Source organism: Streptomyces sp. NPDC060049 (genome assembly GCF_042736715.1).
Taxonomy (GTDB): Bacteria; Actinomycetota; Actinomycetes; order Streptomycetales; family Streptomycetaceae; genus Streptomyces.
The window spans coordinates 213,402-228,918 of the sequence record NZ_JBHWVV010000014.1 but is presented as its reverse complement, the minus strand read 5'-3'; the positions used below and the strand labels follow the sequence as shown (position 1 = coordinate 228,918).

The 15,517-nt window shown below is 74.4% G+C and carries 14 protein-coding genes and 1 pseudogene; 6 read left to right on the top strand and 9 right to left on the bottom strand.

Annotation, left to right across the window (positions count from 1 at the left end):
• Both ACFWBY_RS25950 and ACFWBY_RS25945 read right to left on the bottom strand, forming a co-directional pair.
• Positions 1-657 (bottom strand): annotated as a pseudogene (locus ACFWBY_RS25950) (sugar ABC transporter permease); the annotation flags it as partial.
• On the bottom strand, positions 654-1,814 hold the full coding sequence (locus ACFWBY_RS25945) for an MFS transporter (protein WP_385331321.1): 1,161 nt from the start codon (positions 1,812-1,814) through the stop codon (positions 654-656). The gene ACFWBY_RS25945 and the pseudogene ACFWBY_RS25950, both read right to left, overlap by 4 nt.
• A 442-nt stretch (positions 1,815-2,256) precedes the next feature.
• Here ACFWBY_RS25945 and ACFWBY_RS25940 point away from each other — a divergent pair, with 442 nt between their 5' ends.
• Together ACFWBY_RS25940 and ACFWBY_RS25935 are read left to right on the top strand one after the other, a co-directional pair.
• Complete coding sequence (locus ACFWBY_RS25940) at positions 2,257-3,057, top strand: hypothetical protein (protein WP_385330933.1); 801 nt, start codon at positions 2,257-2,259, stop codon at positions 3,055-3,057.
• A gap of 143 nt (positions 3,058-3,200) precedes the next feature.
• Positions 3,201-3,857, top strand: coding sequence for a sigma-70 family RNA polymerase sigma factor (locus tag ACFWBY_RS25935; protein ID WP_385330930.1), 657 nt, complete (start codon positions 3,201-3,203; stop codon positions 3,855-3,857).
• 62 nt (positions 3,858-3,919) lie between these two features.
• Here ACFWBY_RS25935 and ACFWBY_RS25930 read toward each other — a convergent pair whose 3' ends face one another.
• On the bottom strand, positions 3,920-4,318 hold the full coding sequence (locus ACFWBY_RS25930) for an SHOCT domain-containing protein (RefSeq protein ID WP_385330928.1): 399 nt from the start codon (positions 4,316-4,318) through the stop codon (positions 3,920-3,922).
• Positions 4,319-4,420: 102 nt separating this feature from the next.
• Here ACFWBY_RS25930 and ACFWBY_RS25925 point away from each other — a divergent pair, with 102 nt between their 5' ends.
• Both ACFWBY_RS25925 and ACFWBY_RS25920 read left to right on the top strand, forming a co-directional pair.
• Positions 4,421-5,521, top strand: a complete 1,101-nt coding sequence (locus ACFWBY_RS25925) for a sulfite oxidase (RefSeq protein ID WP_385330926.1) — start codon at positions 4,421-4,423, stop codon at positions 5,519-5,521.
• Positions 5,522-5,646: 125 nt separating this feature from the next.
• The gene (locus tag ACFWBY_RS25920; protein ID WP_385330923.1) at positions 5,647-6,093 is read left to right on the top strand and encodes a DoxX family protein; all 447 of its coding nucleotides are present in this window, start codon (positions 5,647-5,649) and stop codon (positions 6,091-6,093) included.
• Positions 6,094-6,148: 55 nt separating this feature from the next.
• Here the strand turns inward: ACFWBY_RS25920 and ACFWBY_RS25915 are convergent, their stop codons facing one another.
• Both ACFWBY_RS25915 and codA read right to left on the bottom strand, forming a co-directional pair.
• Complete coding sequence (locus tag ACFWBY_RS25915; protein WP_385330920.1) at positions 6,149-6,748, bottom strand: HD domain-containing protein; 600 nt, start codon at positions 6,746-6,748, stop codon at positions 6,149-6,151.
• Positions 6,745-8,061: a cytosine deaminase gene (codA, locus tag ACFWBY_RS25910; protein WP_385330918.1), complete on the bottom strand. Its 1,317-nt coding sequence runs from the start codon at positions 8,059-8,061 to the stop codon at positions 6,745-6,747. Before codA ends, ACFWBY_RS25915 begins: the two co-directional genes overlap by 4 nt.
• A gap of 183 nt (positions 8,062-8,244) precedes the next feature.
• Between codA and ACFWBY_RS25905 the strand changes: the two genes are divergently transcribed.
• Both ACFWBY_RS25905 and ACFWBY_RS25900 read left to right on the top strand, forming a co-directional pair.
• On the top strand, positions 8,245-10,026 hold the full coding sequence (locus ACFWBY_RS25905; RefSeq protein ID WP_385331318.1) for a S9 family peptidase: 1,782 nt from the start codon (positions 8,245-8,247) through the stop codon (positions 10,024-10,026).
• Positions 10,027-10,098: 72 nt separating this feature from the next.
• Complete coding sequence (locus tag ACFWBY_RS25900; RefSeq protein ID WP_385330916.1) at positions 10,099-10,893, top strand: SURF1 family protein; 795 nt, start codon at positions 10,099-10,101, stop codon at positions 10,891-10,893.
• A gap of 24 nt (positions 10,894-10,917) precedes the next feature.
• On the opposite strand, the gene ACFWBY_RS25895 is transcribed toward ACFWBY_RS25900, so the two are convergent.
• From ACFWBY_RS25895 to ACFWBY_RS25880, 4 genes are all read right to left on the bottom strand, one after another.
• Entirely contained in the window at positions 10,918-12,213 is a 1,296-nt protein-coding gene (locus tag ACFWBY_RS25895) for a hypothetical protein (protein ID WP_385330914.1), read from the bottom strand.
• Entirely contained in the window at positions 12,210-12,932 is a 723-nt protein-coding gene (locus ACFWBY_RS25890; RefSeq protein ID WP_385331314.1) for a SigE family RNA polymerase sigma factor, read from the bottom strand. The genes ACFWBY_RS25895 and ACFWBY_RS25890 overlap by 4 nt, the downstream gene beginning before the upstream one ends.
• A gap of 188 nt (positions 12,933-13,120) precedes the next feature.
• The gene (locus ACFWBY_RS25885) at positions 13,121-14,209 is read right to left on the bottom strand and encodes an aspartate-semialdehyde dehydrogenase (RefSeq protein WP_385330912.1); all 1,089 of its coding nucleotides are present in this window, start codon (positions 14,207-14,209) and stop codon (positions 13,121-13,123) included.
• On the bottom strand, positions 14,206-15,480 hold the full coding sequence (locus ACFWBY_RS25880; RefSeq protein WP_385330909.1) for an aspartate kinase: 1,275 nt from the start codon (positions 15,478-15,480) through the stop codon (positions 14,206-14,208). The genes ACFWBY_RS25885 and ACFWBY_RS25880 overlap by 4 nt, the downstream gene beginning before the upstream one ends.
• Positions 15,481-15,517: the final 37 nt, after the last annotated feature.

Here is a 15,517-nt window from a genome sequence, read left to right as displayed (position 1 = left end):
GGCGGGGGCCGGGCCGGGGCCGGGCGCGGGGGCCGGGCCGGGGCCGGGCGCGAGGGCCGGGCCGGGGCCGGCGGCGAGGGCCGGGCCGGGGGCGGGGGTCGAATGGGGCGCGGGGAGGCACAGGGCGAGGTGGGCGGTCAGGTGGGCGGCGGCCGCCGCCGCGCCCGGGGGCCCCGCGGCGGCCAGGAGCGCAATCGTGCCCGGGACGCCGTCCACGCGGGCCAGCAGCCGGGGGCCGCCGAAGGCCGAGCCCCAGGGGACCAGGCCCCGTTCGGCGTCGACGGCCGCCAGGCAGGCTTCGGCCGCCCGCGTACGGAGCCGGTGCGCGGCGGTGTCGCCGGCGGCCAGGACGGTGCCGTACCAAAGGATCAAGCCGCGCGTGGACGTGTCCGCGTCCACCCAGTCGGCCAGCCGCGCGGTGCACGCGCGGGCGGCGGCCCGGTCAGCCGGGTCCCCGGAGTGCCGGGCCCGCAGCCACAGCAGGCCCGCCCAGAAGCCGCCGGCCCACGAACCCCGGCCGGTGGTCGTCCAGTGGCCCGTCTCCGGGTCTGCGTACAGGGGGAAGCGGTCGCCTGCCTCGGCCGCGCCGGCGGCGACCCGGTCGAGCACGTCCGCCAGGGCCCGCCGCGCCCACTGCGGCCCGCGCGGCCCGCTCATGCCGCGGCCTCGGCCCGTGCGCGCCGCGCCCGCCGCTCCCGCACCGCCCACGCCGTGGCGACGGCGCAGGCCAGCGCGAACTCGGCGGCGACCAGGAGCCACCCCGGCCCGTACCGTCCCGCATCCGCGAGCGGCCCGAACAGCGGTGGCCCGACCGCGAATCCGGCGAAGAACCCGGCGGCCACGAGCGCGGAGTCCTGCCCGGCCCGGCCGGGGGCCGAGCGCTGCACCACCAGCACCATCGAGACGGCGTTCGCCGACACGGCGAAGACCCCGACGGCCACCGCGCCCACCCAGACCAGCGGCCCCGTGACGAGCGCCGCCGCCAGCAGCGCGGCAGCCCCCACCGCGCCGGCCGCCAGCCCGCCCGGCAGCCACTGCGCGCGACCCGGCCGCGCCGCCTTCGACCAGCCCACCCGGCCGCCGATGCCCGCGACGCCGAGCACCGCGACCAGGGCGCCGGCCGCGGTGGGGCCCATGCCGAGCCGCTGTGCGCCGAACAGGGCCACGTACGTGTTGACGGAGGCGATCCCGCAGCCGAGGAACAGCGAGAACACCGCCAGCCAGGCGATGTCCCCACGGGGTACGAGCGAGGAGCGCGGCACGGGCCTCGCCGCCGGGTCGGCGGGCAGGGCGCGCAGCGCCCACAGCGCCGCCACCACGGCGGCGGCCGCCGCCGTCCACACCGCCCCGCGCCAGCCGGCCGCGGCGGCCAGCGCCGTGAGCGGGAGCCCGGCCGCGAAGGCCCCGAGCTGGACGCCGGACTGCTTCACGCCGGTCACCGGTCCGCGCCGGGCGGGCGGGACGGAGGCGAGGACCGCCTTGTTGGTCGCCGGGTTGGCCAGGGCCTGGGGTACTCCGCCCAGCGCGACCGCGGCGAGGAGGAAGCCGGGACCGGGCGCGGCCGCGATCAGCGCGAGTGTCGCGGCGGACACCGACAGGAGGAGGACGAGGGCGCGCCGCGGTCCGATCCGGTCCACCAGTCGGCCGCCGAACGGCGACAGCACGGCCGCCGTGCCGAATCCGACCGTCGTCGTCAGCCCCAGTACGGCCGGCGAGACGCCCAGCTCGGCCACCAGTCGCGGACCGAGCGCGCCGAAGAGGAACAGCTGCAGCATCGAGAAGGCCATGGCGCTGGTGAGCAGCGCCGTCAGCATGCCGCCCGCCCGCCCCGGTGACCCGCCGGGCTTGCCGGCCACCGCAGCGGTCCCGGCCCCGCCGGGTCCTCCACGAGCACCGGGCACCGCGGGCACACCCGGCACGGCAGCCGCCCCGGCCACACCCCGCGGCCCGGGCGCACCCGCCGCCGCGGGAGTCCCGGGCGGCTCCGGTGTCCCGGCCGCCCCGGGACCCCCGGCCGGCCTCGCCGACGTCACCCGCTCCGCCACCGATCACTCCGTTCCCGCCGCCGGATCTCCGGTCCGACTCAGGGGTCGGACGGGCGAACGGCCTGGTTCCCAGGGCCCGTTGTGGTGTGCGACACATGACGCTCGAGCGCTGCATGAGAAAGCCTGATACCCACTGTCGCCGCCCCCGGGTCGGTGCAACGATGAGCCCGCCATGACTCCGGGTCGATGTTGTCGCGCGGTACGGGCTGCGATGTTCGCGGCCACCTGCGTGCTGCTCTCGGCCCTCGGGCACGTCCTGATGTCGGGGGCCTCCGTCCCGTGGCGGGCGATGGTGGCGGCGACCGCCGTCACCGCCGGGGCGGGCTGGTTCCTCGCCGGCCGGGAGCGCGGCCTCGCGGCCGTCACCGCCGCGACCGTCGCCGTCCAGGCCGTGCTGCACAGCGGGTTCTCGCTGGCGCAGGCGGTGGCCGACCGCCTTCCGGCCGCGACGACGCCCGGCGGTGCGCCGTCGGCCTCCCGTTCCTTAGGGGCCCCGGGCTCGTCAGGGGCCCCGGAGTCCCTGGGTGCGCTCGCCCACCGGTGGGTCCAGTACCTGATCTGCTCCCCGCCCGTGCTGCCCCCGCAGTCGCCGTCGGCGGGGGTCGGCAGCGCCGGGGGCGGCCACGCCCAGCACGCCATGCACGCGGTGCACGCGCTGACCGACGGCGGGGCGTCGATGCCCGTGTCGATGCCGATGCCGGTGTCGATGCCGATGGCCGCCGGGCACGGCGCCGGATCGATGTCCCCGCTCGGCATGCTCGCCGGCCACCTCCTCGCCGCCCTGGTCTGCGGCCTCTGGCTCGCGTACGGGGAGCGGGGCGCCTTCCGCGTCGTGCGCGCCTTCGCCGGGTGGCTCCTCGTACCGCTGCGCCTGTCCTTCCGCCTCCCCGCGCCCGCCCACCGGCCCCGCGTCCGCTGCCGCCGGAACCACCGGGCCCGGCCGCTGCGCAGCCTTCTGCTCGCCGACGCCCTCACCTCACGGGGTCCGCCTCAGGGGACCGCTGTCATCTGACAGCCGGCTCCCCGACGCGCGACGGGCCACCGCCCCGCGCCTCGGGCATCGGCCCTGCCGTCCGGCGGGCCGTACCCGTTCACGGGCTCCGCCGTGCCCTTCCCGCGGCACCGGATCCCGGATTCCCAGAAGGACATCAGGCGATGACCCCTGCCCTGCTCACCCGCCCGACCGCCGCGACCGCGACCGTGACCGGCACCGCCACCGCGACCGCCACCGCGTCCCCCGCCCGCCAGGGCGCCGGTCCCGACGAGGCGGTCACCCTGCTCGCGCTGGCCGCGCGCGACGGCGACCCCGCCGCCGTGGACCGGTTCGTACGCGCCGTGCAGCGCGACGTGCGCCGTTACGTCGCCTACCTCAGCGCCGACCCGCAGGCCGCCGAGGACCTCACCCAGGAGACCTTCCTGCGCGCCCTGGGCAGCCTGCACCGCTTCGAGGGCCGTTCCTCCGCCCGTACCTGGCTGCTCTCCATCGCCCGGCGCACGGTCGTGGACAGCCTCCGCCACAAGGCGGCCCGCCCCAGGATCGCCGACAGAGACGACTGGCAGGCCGCCGCCGAGCAGAGCCAGCCGCGCGGTCTGCCGGGCTTCGAGGACGGGGTCGCCCTCGCGGAACTCCTGGCGGAGATCCCCGCCGAGCGGCGCGAGGTCTTCGTCCTCACCCAGCTCCTCGGGCTCCCGTACGCCGAGGCGGCCCTCATGCTCGGCTGCCCGATCGGCACGGTCCGGTCCCGCGTGGCCCGCGCGCGCTCGTCCCTGATCGACCTGCTGGCGGATGCCGAGGCCCCGCTGGCCGCCTGACCGGCCGGAGCGCGCGCAAAGGGGCCGGACCGCACGCGGTCCGGCCCCTTTGCGCGGGCGGGTCAGGCGAGGAGCCTCTCCTTGGCCTTGGCGAACTCCTCCGGAGTGATGTCGCCCTTGTCTTTGAGGGAGGAAAGCTTCGCGAGCTCCTCGGCCGGGCTGTGGCCGGGGCCCGCGCCGCCGGCCGACTTGCGGACGTATTCCTGGAAGGCCTTCTCGCTCGCCTCGGCCTGCTTCATGTCCCTCTCCCCCATGCTGCGGCCGCGCACGATCAGGTAGATGAAGACTCCGAGGAAGGGCAGCAGGAGCACCAGGACCAGCCATCCCGCCTTGGCCCAGCCGTTCAGTTCGTGGTCGCGGAAGATGTCCGTGATCACCTTGAACAGCAGGAAGAACCACATCACCCACAGGAAGATGAGGAGCATCGTCCAGAACAGGTTGAGCAACGGATAGTCGTCCACGTGGCACTCCGATCGCATAAGGGACACATCAAGTCATACCGCCCGCTCGCGTGATCCGCACGCCGAGTAGCCCGAGCGGCGGCGGCGATGGAGCATGGACGCATGGAGGAGCGCTTCCCCGGCGGGATCAGCGCGCCGGGGCGGGTCGCCGGCGCCGGGGAGGGCATCGGCCAGGACGAGCTGGCGCTCGCCGCGCGCAACCACGGACTGCCCCTCGAGGCCATGCGCTACGAGGTCACACCCCCGGGCCTGCACTACGTGCTGACCCACTACGACATCCCCGAGGGTGACGCCGACGGCTGGCGGCTCACCGTCCGGGGGCGGCTGGAACACCCCCTGGAGCTGACCCTGCGGGACCTGCGTGCACTGCCCGCCGTCACCCGCCGGGTCACCATGGAGTGCGCGGGCAACGGGCGCGCCCGGCTGTCCCCCCGGCCGGTCAGCCAGCCGTGGCTGCTGGAGGCGGTGGGGACCGCCGACTGGACGGGCGTGCCGCTGCGCACGGTGCTCGCCGAGGCGGGGGCGGCACCGGACGCCGTCGAGGCGGTGTTCACCGGCGCGGACCACGGGGTGGAGCGGGGCGTCGAGCAGGACTACCGGCGCAGCCTGCCGCTGCCCGTCGACGCGGACGTGCTGATCGCCCACACGATGAACGGCGGGCCGCTGCCCCCGCAGCACGGGCATCCGCTGCGGCTGGTCGTACCCGGCTGGTACGGGATGGCCCACGTGAAGTGGCTGCGGGACATCGAGCTCGTCGACGCGTTCTTCGGCGGGTTCCAGCAGGCCGTCGCCTACTGGTACCGGCAGAGCGAGGAGGAGTCCGGCGAGCCCGTCACCCGTATCGCGCCGCGCGCCCTGCTGATTCCGCCGGGCTTCCCCGACTTCATGTCGCGCACCCGTGTCGTGCGTCCGGGCCCGGTGCGGCTGGCCGGGCGGGCGTGGTCGGGCTACGGGGCGGTCGTGCGGGTGGAGTTCAGCGCCGACGGGGGCGGCGGCTGGGCCGACGCCGAGGTGCGGCCCCGCGGGGAGCACCCGTACGCTTGGCAGGGCTGGCACGCCGATTGGACGGCGTCGCCGGGCAGCCACACCCTCCTGGTCCGCGCCACCGATGCGTCGGGCCGCACGCAGCCGCTCGAACAGCCGTGGAACCGGGGCGGCTTCGGCAACAACCTCGTCCAGGCGGTCCCCGTCGAGTGCTGCTGAGCCTCGTTCCGTCCCGGCCCCGGCCTTTTCCCCGCCCTCCCGCTCCCGGCCGACCCCTTGCCACGCCGGTGCCCTTCCCTCGAAACTGACACATCGTCAGATCATTGCGAGGGAAGGAACCGAGGATGCAGACCATCTGGCTCGGCGGACCGGAATGGGTCGCCGTTCTGCGGATCGGGCTCGGGCTGTGGTGGCTGGAGAGCTGGCGGCACAAGGACAAGAAGGACTGGTTCGGCGGAGGCGGCATCCGCTGGGCGGCCGGGGTGGCCGCCGAGCACCGATGGGGATTCGTCACGCGCGGCTTCGACCTCGTCGTCAAGCCCCGTCCGCGGGCCATGGCCTACCTCGTCGCCTACGCGGAACTGGCCCTCGGGCTCGGTCTCGTCGTCGGTTTCCTGACCCCGATAGCCCTGATCGCCGGGCTGCTGCTCAACCTCGTCTACCTGGTGCTGATGATCCACGACTGGGGCGAGCAGGGCCAGAACCTGATGATGGCCCTGATCTCCGGGGTCGCCTTCTTCGCGATGGGGTGGCAGGTCTGGTCCCTGGACAACCTGCTGGGGCTGTTCTGACCCGTCCCCCGCACCGGGCGGCGGTGCCCGCGCGAGCGGCACCGCCCCCGCCGCGTCAGCCCCGGCGGTCCAGCGGGTTCGCCGCGATGCGGGCCTGCGCGCCGCCCGCCACGTAGGCCGCCGCCGCGCACTGCGGCTTGCGGGCGGCCTGGTCCGAGACGAGCGCGAAGAAGGCTTCGCCGAAGCCGAGCCGCGGGTGCTCCGCGAGGAGCGCGGCCGTGAAGACCGGGTCGGCGTCGCCGACGCCGACCCCGGAGACGTCCGCGGTCGTACCCACCTGCAGCAGGTGGCTCTCCACGTCCTCGGCCGCCGTGACGTCGTCGCGCATGTGCAGCACGATGACCCGCTCGGCGCGCGCCCGCCGCTCCGCCGGCCAGCCCAGGCCCGCCGTCAGGACCCGGGCGACGTGCCCGCCCGCCTCCTCGAAGGGCAGGGTGTGGCTGTCGAAGGGCGCGGTCAGTCCGAGATCGTGCACCAGCGCGCTGACGTAGAGGAGTTCACGGTCGTACGAGAGCCCGTGCCGGTCCGCGTACTCGGCCGCGAAGGCGTACGAGCGGACGGAGTGGTTCAGCAGCGCCGCGTCCGCGTACTCGGCGGCGATCTCCAGCGCTGCCCGCGCCGACGGCGTGTCAGGAGTCCGTGTCACAGAGGTCATGACGGGCAGCGTAGGCGGCGGGTGAAGTCCACCTCCGACGGGCCCGTCTCTCCCGGCCAGGCCAGCAGCCGGGCCGGAGCCGCCGGGGTTTCCGCGAGGACGGTGCCGCGCGAGACGACGTAGCGGGGGCGGACCTGGCGGCGGACCGCCTCGGCGGGCGTCTCGGCCGGCAGCAGGACGAAGGAGGCCGCCGCACCCTCGGTGATGCCGTACTCCGCCGCGGACAGGCCGAGGACGCGTGCCGCCCGCTCGGTCACCATCTCGAAGGCCACCGGGACCTCGTCCGCTCCGGTGAGCTGGGCGGCGTAGATCCCGACGAGGGCGGTCTGCAGCGGGTTGCCGGTCCCGAGCGCGTTCCACGGGTCCATCACGTCGTCGTGGCCGAAGGCCACGTTCACGCCGGCCGCCAGCATCTCCTTGACCTGGGTGAGGCCGCGCCGCTTGGGGTAGGCGTCGAAGCGGCCCTGGAGGCCGAGGTTGGCGAAGGGGTTCGACACCAGGTTGATCCCGGAACGCGACAGCAGCCGCTGGAGTTTGAAGCTGTACGCGCCGCCGTAGGAGCCCATCGCCGTCGTGTGCGAGGCCGTCGCGCGCTCGCGCAGCCCCGAACGCAGCGCGAGCGCGGCCAGCACCTCCACGAAGCGCGACTGCTCGTCGTCGATCTCGTCGCAGTGCGCGTCGATCCGCAGCCCGTGCTCCTCGGCCAGCGCGAAGGCGATCGACAGCGAGGCCACCCCGTCCTCCCGGGTGTCCTCGAAGTGCGGGATCGCGCCGACGACGTCGGCCCCGCGCCGCACCGCCTCGCGCAGCAGCGCCCCGCCGTCGGGGAAGGAGACGATGCCCTCCTGCGGAAAGGCGACGATCTGCAGGGTCATCACGTCCCGGACCCGGTCCCGGACCTCCAGCAGCGCGTCGAGTGCGGTCAGGGCCGGGTCGGTGACGTCGCAGTGGGTGCGGACGTGCAGCACGCCCTGCGCCGCCTGCCAGCGCAGCACCTCGGTGGCCCGCGCGACGACGTCCTCGCGGGTCAGGGTCCGCTTGCGCTCGCTCCAGCAGGCGATGCCCTCCCAGAGGGTGCCGGAGGCGTTCGGGCGCGGCTCGCCGGCCGTCAGGGCGGTGTCGAGGTGGATGTGCGGTTCGACGAAGGGCGCGCTGAGGAGGCCGCCGCGGGCCTCGATCAGCACCCCCGTCGCGGGTGGTTCCTTCTGGTCGTCGTACGGGACCACGCGCGCGATCCGGCCGTCCTCCGCGACCTCGACGTCGTGCAGGCCTTCGCTGTGGAGCAGCCGGGCACCCCGGACGATCATCCGCATGGCGCCAGCCTACGCACGCCGCAGCGCGGGAACGGGACGGAACCTGGTGCGCGGACACGACCTCGCGTCCGTTCGGCCCAGCCGGCACCACCCGCCATCGGGTTTCATGGAGGCATGACTGACGCCACCGCCGATGCCGGCGCCGACTCCCGACCCCGCACCGACGCCGACGCCCTCGCCGCCATGCCCGACTGGGAGAAGCGCTTCCGGGCCCCGCGGGTGGGGCTGCCCGAATGGGCCGAGGACGCGCCGGACCGCTCGCTCTTCGTCTCCAACGCGACCGGTACCTACGAGCTCTACGCCTGGGACCGCGCCACGGGCACGCAGCGGCAGGCGACCGACCGGCCCAACGGGACCACCGACGGCACCCTCTCCCCCGACGGCGAGTGGATCTGGTGGTTCTCCGACACCGACGGCGACGAGTTCGGAACCTGGGTCCGCCAGCCCTTCGCGGGCGGCCCCGACGAGCCGGCCACCCCCGGGCTGGAGCCCTCGTACCCCGCCGGGCTGGCCATCGGGCGCGACGGGACGAGCGTCGTCGGGCGCTCCACCGACGAGGACGGGAGCACGATCCACGTCGTACGGGCCGACGGCTCGGAGCCGTCCGTCGTCTACCGCCACCGCGAGTCGGCCGGGGTCGGCGACCTGTCCCGCGACGGGACCCTCGTGGCCGTCGAGCACACCGAGCACGGCGACGCGATGCACTCCTCGCTGCGCGTGATCACCCTCGACGGGCAGAGCGTCGCCGAGCTGGACGACTCCAAGGGCGGGACGCTGGAGCTCGGCCTCACGGTCCTCGGTTTCGCTCCCGTCGCGGGCGACACCCGGCTTCTGATCGGCCACCAGCGGCGTGGCCGGTGGGAGCCGATGGTGTGGGACGTGGCCGCGGGCACCGAGGAGGAGCTGGACATCGACCTGCCGGGCGACGTCGGCGCCGAGTGGTACCCGGACGGGTCCGCGCTGCTGATCGAGCACAGCCACGAGGCACGCAGCGAGCTGCTGCGCTACGACCTGGCCGCGCGGGAACTGCTGCGGCTGGACACGCCGCCGGGGACGGTGTCGGGCGCGACGGCACGGCCCGACGGGTCGGTGGAGTACCAGTGGTCCTCGGCAGCCGAGCCCGCGGCCATCCGGTCCACGGCGGGCGGCGTCGTCCTCGACCCTCCCGGTTTCAGGCCGCCGGGCTCCGTGCCGGTCGAAGACGTGTGGGTCGAGGGCCCCGGCGGGCGGATCCACGCCCTCGCGCAGCGCCCGACGGGCCACGGGGAGGGCCCCTTCCCGACCGTCTTCGAGATCCACGGCGGGCCCACCTGGCACGACAGCGACGCCTTCGCGGCGACCCCGGCGGCCTGGCTCGACCACGGTTTCGCGGTCGTACGGGTCAACTACCGCGGCTCGACCGGCTACGGCCGCGAGTGGACCGACGCCCTCAAGCACCGGGTCGGCCTGATCGAGCTGGAGGACATCGACGCCGTGCGCGAGTGGGCGGTGGCCGGCGGCCTCGCCGACCCGGCCCGCCTGGTCCTGTCGGGCGGCTCCTGGGGCGGCTACCTGACGCTGCTTGGCCTCGGCACGCAGCCGGACGCCTGGGCCGTAGGCCTGGCCGCCGTGCCGGTCGCCGACTACGTGACGGCGTACGACGACGAGATGGAGGCCCTGAAGTCCCTGGACCGCACCCTCTTCGGCGGTACCCCGCAGGAGGTCCCGGACCGCTTCGAGGCCTCCTCCCCGCTGACGTACGTCGACTCGGTGCGGGCGCCCGTGCACATCGCGGCGGGCGTCAACGACCCGCGCTGCCCGATCCGGCAGATCGAGAACTACGTGGACCGGCTGGCGGCGCGCGGCGCGGAGCACGAGGTGTACCGGTACGACGCCGGGCACGGCTCGCTCGTCGTGGAGGAGCGGATCAAGCAGGTCCGGATGGAGCTGGACTTCGCGCTGAAGCACCTGCCGCCGCGCGCCTAGCGACGCCCGGCCCGGAGCCGTCGGGCCCGCCCCGGCGGCCGGGAAGCGGTGCACCCCCCGTACGGTGGTGGGGTGCACCGGTTTCTCCTGACCCCGCGCTGGTGGGGGATCAACGTCTTCGTCGCGCTCGGCGTTCCCTTCTGCCTGTTCATGGGGACCTGGCAGCTCGGCCGGTTCGAGGACCGGGTCGACAGCCACAGGGAGGCCACCAGCGCTCCCGCCGACCGGTCGGCCACGCCGCTGGACTCGCTGCTCCCCGTGGACAGGAACACCTCCGGACGGCTCGCCTCCGTCTCCGGGGAGTACGCCGACCAACTGCTCGTCCCGCAGCGGCGCCTCGACGGCGAGACGGGCTTCTACGTCCTGACCCTGCTCAAGACCGACACCGGCAAGGCGGTCCCCGTGGTCCGGGGCTGGCTGCCGGGCGACGCGGACGCGGGCCGGGCTCCTGTCCCGCCGACGGGGCGGGTCGAGGTGACGGGCGCGCTGCAGGCCTCGGAGAGTTCCAGCAGCAAGGGCGTCTACTCCTCGGGCGGACTGCCGACCGGGCAGCTCGGCGTCATCGGAGCGGCCTCGCTCGTCAACATCGTGCCGTACGGCCTGTACGACGCCTGGCTGACCGTGCAGACCCCGGCGGACGGGATGACTCCCGTCCCCGCGCGGGCTCCCGTCAACACCGGGCTCGACCTCAAGGCCTTCCAGAACCTCGGCTACACCGGCGAGTGGTTCGTCTTCGCCGCCTTCGTGCTGTTCATGTGGTTCCGGCTCTACCGGCGCGAGGTGGAGACCCTGCGCGACGAGGAGGCGGGTCTCCTGGCCGAGCCGGAGCCCGCCGCGGTCCCGGCGGTCCCCGCCGGCCCGGCCTGAGCCGAGCAACCGGCCGTCGGCCCCCTACGGCTTCGGCTTCTCCGCCAGCGGGATGGCACCCGTCCGGTAGACCGTCCCGCCGCAGGCGTCGGGGATCGTCGTCTGCGTGGTCGGGGCGGCCTTCAGAGGCGTGTTCGGCGTGTGGGACACCGCCACGCCCGTCGCGTCCGGTGCCGGGGGAACCGTGAGCTGATCCGTGGCCGCGCCCGGGCCCGTGTAGACGCCCGGGCCCGAGTTCGTGGAGCCGCGCGGGGCCTCGGAGCCCTCTGAGTTGCCCGTGGCGGGACAGTTCTGCGCCGGCGGCACCCACGCGAAGCGCACCTCGTACGCGGCGTTCGGCGCGAGCACCATCAGCGGGACCTCGGCGGACGGGTCGGGCAGTCCGGTCGCCGGGTCGCCCGCGGTGTGGCCGACGACGGCCACCTCCGCGCCGCCCTGGCCGGGCGCGGGGCCGCTCGCCGGGGCCGCGGTCACCGTGTCCGGGCCGAGGACGGTGCAGCCGCGCCCCGAGACGTTGGTGACTTTGAAACTGCCGTAGACCTTGCCGTCGGCCTCCGGGGACCGGGCGCTGCCCGACACGCCGAGCTGGTCCGCGTTGCAGCCGGGCACGCCCGGAGCCGCCGGCGGCGGCAGCAGGACCGTTCCGGCCGCCGCGGAGCCGCCGGGCAGGACGCCGGTACCGCCCGTCGGCTGCGCGTTCGGCGCGACCGGGGGCAGGTTGTCGGCGGCCGGGGTCGGCGCGGCGCCGGTGGCACCGCCCGCGCCCTGCCCCGTACCGGGGGCGGGCCTGGTGGGCTTCGGGGCGGAGCCTGTGCCGTTCTGGTGCGGGTCGGAGACCCCGTTGCCCTTGTTGCCCTCCTGCCGGCCGTGGCCCGCCATGGCGGAGTGGTCGGTGGCCTCGCCCCGTGCCCCGGTCATCCGCAGCGCGGCCGGCACCGCGGTGCCCACCAGCAGCGCGGCCGCCGCGGCGGCGACGAGGGCCTGCCGCTTGCGGGCCCGGCGCCGGGGGACGGCGTGCCGCAGCCGCTCCAGCGCGTCGCCGGAGGGTTCGAGTCGCCCGACCGCGCCGCGCAGCAGGTCACGCAGCGCCTGCTCCTCGCCACCGGGCGCGCAGCCCGCGGACTGCGCGTCGGCCGGCTGAGGATCCGCGGGCTCCGGGCTGCCGCCCGCCGCTGCGCGCATCAGCTCCCGGAGCGCCGCCTGTCCCTCGCCGGCGGATCCGCGCGTCAGTCCGTGCAGGTCGCGGTCCTCGCCGAAGGCTCCGCCTCCCCGCAGGCTCCGCAGCGCCTTTTCCTCGCTCACCTTGCGGTCCTCGTTCATGACTGCGCCGCCTCCATCGCCACACGCAGCGCGGCAATGCCCCGCGATCCGTACGCCTTGACCGAACCGAGCGATATGCCGAGCGTCTCGGCGACCTGGACTTCCGTCATGTCCGCGAAGTAGCGCAGTACCAGTACCTCGCGCTGGCGGCGCTGCAGACCACGCATCGACTTGATGAGATCGTCCCGTTCCAGCAGGTCGTAGGCGCCTTCCTCGGCGCTCGCCATGTCCGGCATCGGCTTCGACAGCAGCTTGAGGCCGAGGATGCGGCGGCGCAGGGCGGAGCGCGAGAGGTTGACGACGGTCTGGCGCAGGTAGGCCAGGGTCTTGTCCCGGTCGCGGACCCGGCTCCGGGCCGAATGGACGCGGATGAAGGCCTCCTGGACCACGTCCTCGCAGGAGGCGGTGTCGTCGAGGAGGAGCGCGGCGAGGCCGAGGAGGGAGCGGTAGTGGGCCTGGTAGGTCTCGGTGAGGTGGTCGACGGTGGTCCCCGCGACCACCTCGGGGCTACCCGCGACCACTTCGGCCGTCTCCGTGCTCCCGGTGGCCTCCGCTCTATCGCGGGGCCCGGGCACGCGGCCGCTCAGTTTCGGCAGTCCGGCGGGAAGGGCGGGAGCCGCGGGAGTCGTCGTGGCCGACGGGGCGGGAACGATCACCGGGAAGCCACCGGGGCCGCGGGAGCGCAGGCGCGAGGGGATCGTCCCGGTGCGCACCGGTATGACGGGGAAGTCCAGCAATGCTTCTGCCACGCCAGTTGGACACGCGTCCCCCCGTCAGGGTTGTACGCGTGGGGCAGGCTCATCGGCGTGGTTCCCATTGCCCTCATGCGTAGCCGCTCTCCCCGCCGGTCCCGTCGTACGACGGCGGCCGTCGGGCCATCACCTTGGTCAGGGGATCACTGATGATCCTACAAAGTGAAATACCCAAACTCACCCGCGATGAGCTCCGCGGTCTGCGTGGCGTTCAGCGCCGCGCCCTGGCGCAGGTTGTCCGCGCACACGAAGAACTCCAGGGAGGCCGGGTCGTCGAGCGAGCCCCGTACCCGTCCCACCCAGGCCGGGTCCGTCCCCGCGGCGTCCGAAGGCGTCGGGAACTCCCCCGCCGCCGGGTCGTCCACGAGGACCACGCCGGGTGCCGCGTCCAGGATCTCCCGGGCGCGCCCGGCGTCGACCGCGGCCTCGAAGCGGGCCCGTACGGTCAGTGAGTGCCCGGTCAGCACGGGAACCTGCACGCAGGTCACCGAGACCGGCAGCCGGGCCAGGTCCAGGATCCGGCGGGTCTGCGCCCGCACGGCCAGCTCGTGCGAGGACCAGCCGTCCGCGCGCAGCTCACCGGACCACGGCACGACGTTGAGTGCGAGCGGAGCCGCGAAGGGGCCGGTGTCCTCGCCCACGGCGCGGCGTACGTCCCCGGGATGCTCCCCCAAGGACGTTCCGGCGACCTGGGACAGCTGGCGGCGCAGCGCCTGGGAGCCGGACCGACCGGACGCGCTCGCCGCCTGGTAGGAGGAGACGGCCAGCTCGGCCAGCGCGTACTCGGCGTGCAGAGCGCCCAGTGCCGCGATCATCGCGGCGGTCACGCAGTCGGGGCCGGCGACGATGCCGCGCGGCCGGATCCGGGCCGCGCGCCCGTTCACCTCGGGCACCACGAGCGGCACCTCGGGGTCCTCGCGGAACGCCGCGGACTGGTCCACGACGACGGCGCCGCGGGTGGTGACGACGGGAGCCCACCGGGCCGAGACCTCGGCCGGGGTCAGGAAGAGCGCGATGTCGCCCGGCCCGAGGCCGTCGAAGGCGTCTTCGGTGAGGGCGAGCACCTCGGTCTCCACGCCGCGCACGGTCAGCCGGCGGCCTGCCGAGCGCGACGAGGCGATCAGGCGTACGTCGCCCCAGACGTCCGCCCGCTGGGACAGGATCTGGAGCAGGACGGAACCGACCGCTCCGGTCGCCCCGACCACGGCCAGTGCCGTCGGCCGGGACGACCGGGCGCCGGTCATCGTCCGGTGCCTCCGTAGACGACCGCCTCGTCGCTGTCGGAGTCGAGGCCGAAGGCCGTGTGCACGGCACGGACGGCCTCGTTGACGTCGTCCTGGCGGGTCACGACCGAGATGCGGATCTCGGAGGTGGAGATCAGCTCGATGTTGACGCCCGCGTCGGACAGCGCCTGGAAGAACGAGGCGGTGACGCCCGGGTTCGTCTTCATGCCGGCGCCGACCAGGGAGATCTTGCCGATCTGGTCGTCGTAGCGCAGGGACTCGAAGCCGATCGTGGCCTTCGCCTTCTCCAGGGCGTCGATGGCCTTGTGGCCCTCGGCCTTGGGCAGGGTGAAGGAGATGTCCGTCAGGCCCGTGGAGGCGGCGGACACGTTCTGCACGATCATGTCGATGTTGATCTCGGCGTCCGCGATGGCGCGGAAGATCGCCGCGGCCTCGCCCGGCTTGTCCGGGACGCCGACGACCGTGATCTTGGCTTCGGAGACGTCGTGCGCGACTCCGGAGATGATGGCGTGCTCCACCTGCGCGTCCCCTTGCGGATTCTCGTTGCTGACCCAGGTGCCCGGCAGTCCGGAGAAGGACGAGCGGACGTGGATCGGGATGTTGTAGCGGCGGGCGTACTCGACGCAGCGGTGCAGCAGCACCTTGGAGCCGGAGGCCGCGAGCTCCAGCATGTCCTCGGAGGAGATCCAGTCGATCTTCTTGGCCTTCTTCACGACGCGGGGGTCCGCGGTGAAGACGCCGTCGACGTCGGTGTAGATCTCGCAGACCTCGGCGTCCAGCGCCGCGGCGAGCGCGACGGCGGTCGTGTCCGAGCCGCCGCGGCCGAGGGTGGTGATGTCCTTGCTGTCCGCGGACACGCCCTGGAAGCCCGCGACGATGGCGATGTTGCCCTCGTCCAGCGCGGTACGGATACGGCCCGGCGTGACATCGATGATGCGCGCTTTGTTGTGGACCGAGTCGGTGATGACGCCTGCCTGGCTACCGGTGAACGACTGGGCCTCGTGGCCCAGGTTTTTGATCGCCATGGCCAGCAGGGCCATGGAGATCCGCTCTCCGGCGGTCAGCAGCATGTCGAATTCTCGCCCGGCAGGCATCGGGGACACCTGCTCGGCGAGATCGATCAGCTCGTCCGTCGTGTCGCCCATCGCGGAAACCACGACGACCACCTGGTGGCCGTTCTTCTTGGCATCCACGATCCGCTTGGCAACACGCTTGATGCCTTCGGCATCGGCTACGGAGGAGCCTCCGTACTTCTGCACGACAAGGCCCACGTGCGCTCCTCGCTCAGTCCGTCTCATTGCTGGTGCA

Excerpts from the sequence above, each read along its gene's own strand:
- ACFWBY_RS25915 (WP_385330920.1), bottom strand. The coding sequence starts at position 6,748 with ATGACCTCTGTGACACGGACTCCTGACACGCCGTCGGCGCGGGCAGCG.
- ACFWBY_RS25940 (WP_385330933.1), top strand. The coding sequence starts at position 2,257 with ATGTTCGCGGCCACCTGCGTGCTGCTCTCGGCCCTCGGGCACGTCCTG.
- ACFWBY_RS25925 (WP_385330926.1), top strand. The coding sequence starts at position 4,421 with ATGGAGGAGCGCTTCCCCGGCGGGATCAGCGCGCCGGGGCGGGTCGCC.
- codA (WP_385330918.1), bottom strand. The coding sequence starts at position 8,061 with ATGCGGATGATCGTCCGGGGTGCCCGGCTGCTCCACAGCGAAGGCCTG.
- ACFWBY_RS25935 (WP_385330930.1), top strand. The coding sequence starts at position 3,201 with ATGACCCCTGCCCTGCTCACCCGCCCGACCGCCGCGACCGCGACCGTG.
- ACFWBY_RS25920 (WP_385330923.1), top strand. The coding sequence starts at position 5,647 with ATGCAGACCATCTGGCTCGGCGGACCGGAATGGGTCGCCGTTCTGCGG.
- ACFWBY_RS25945 (WP_385331321.1), bottom strand. The coding sequence starts at position 1,814 with ATGCTGACGGCGCTGCTCACCAGCGCCATGGCCTTCTCGATGCTGCAG.
- ACFWBY_RS25905 (WP_385331318.1), top strand. The coding sequence starts at position 8,245 with ATGCCCGACTGGGAGAAGCGCTTCCGGGCCCCGCGGGTGGGGCTGCCC.
- ACFWBY_RS25895 (WP_385330914.1), bottom strand. The coding sequence starts at position 12,213 with ATGAACGAGGACCGCAAGGTGAGCGAGGAAAAGGCGCTGCGGAGCCTG.
- ACFWBY_RS25885 (WP_385330912.1), bottom strand. The coding sequence starts at position 14,209 with ATGACCGGCGCCCGGTCGTCCCGGCCGACGGCACTGGCCGTGGTCGGG.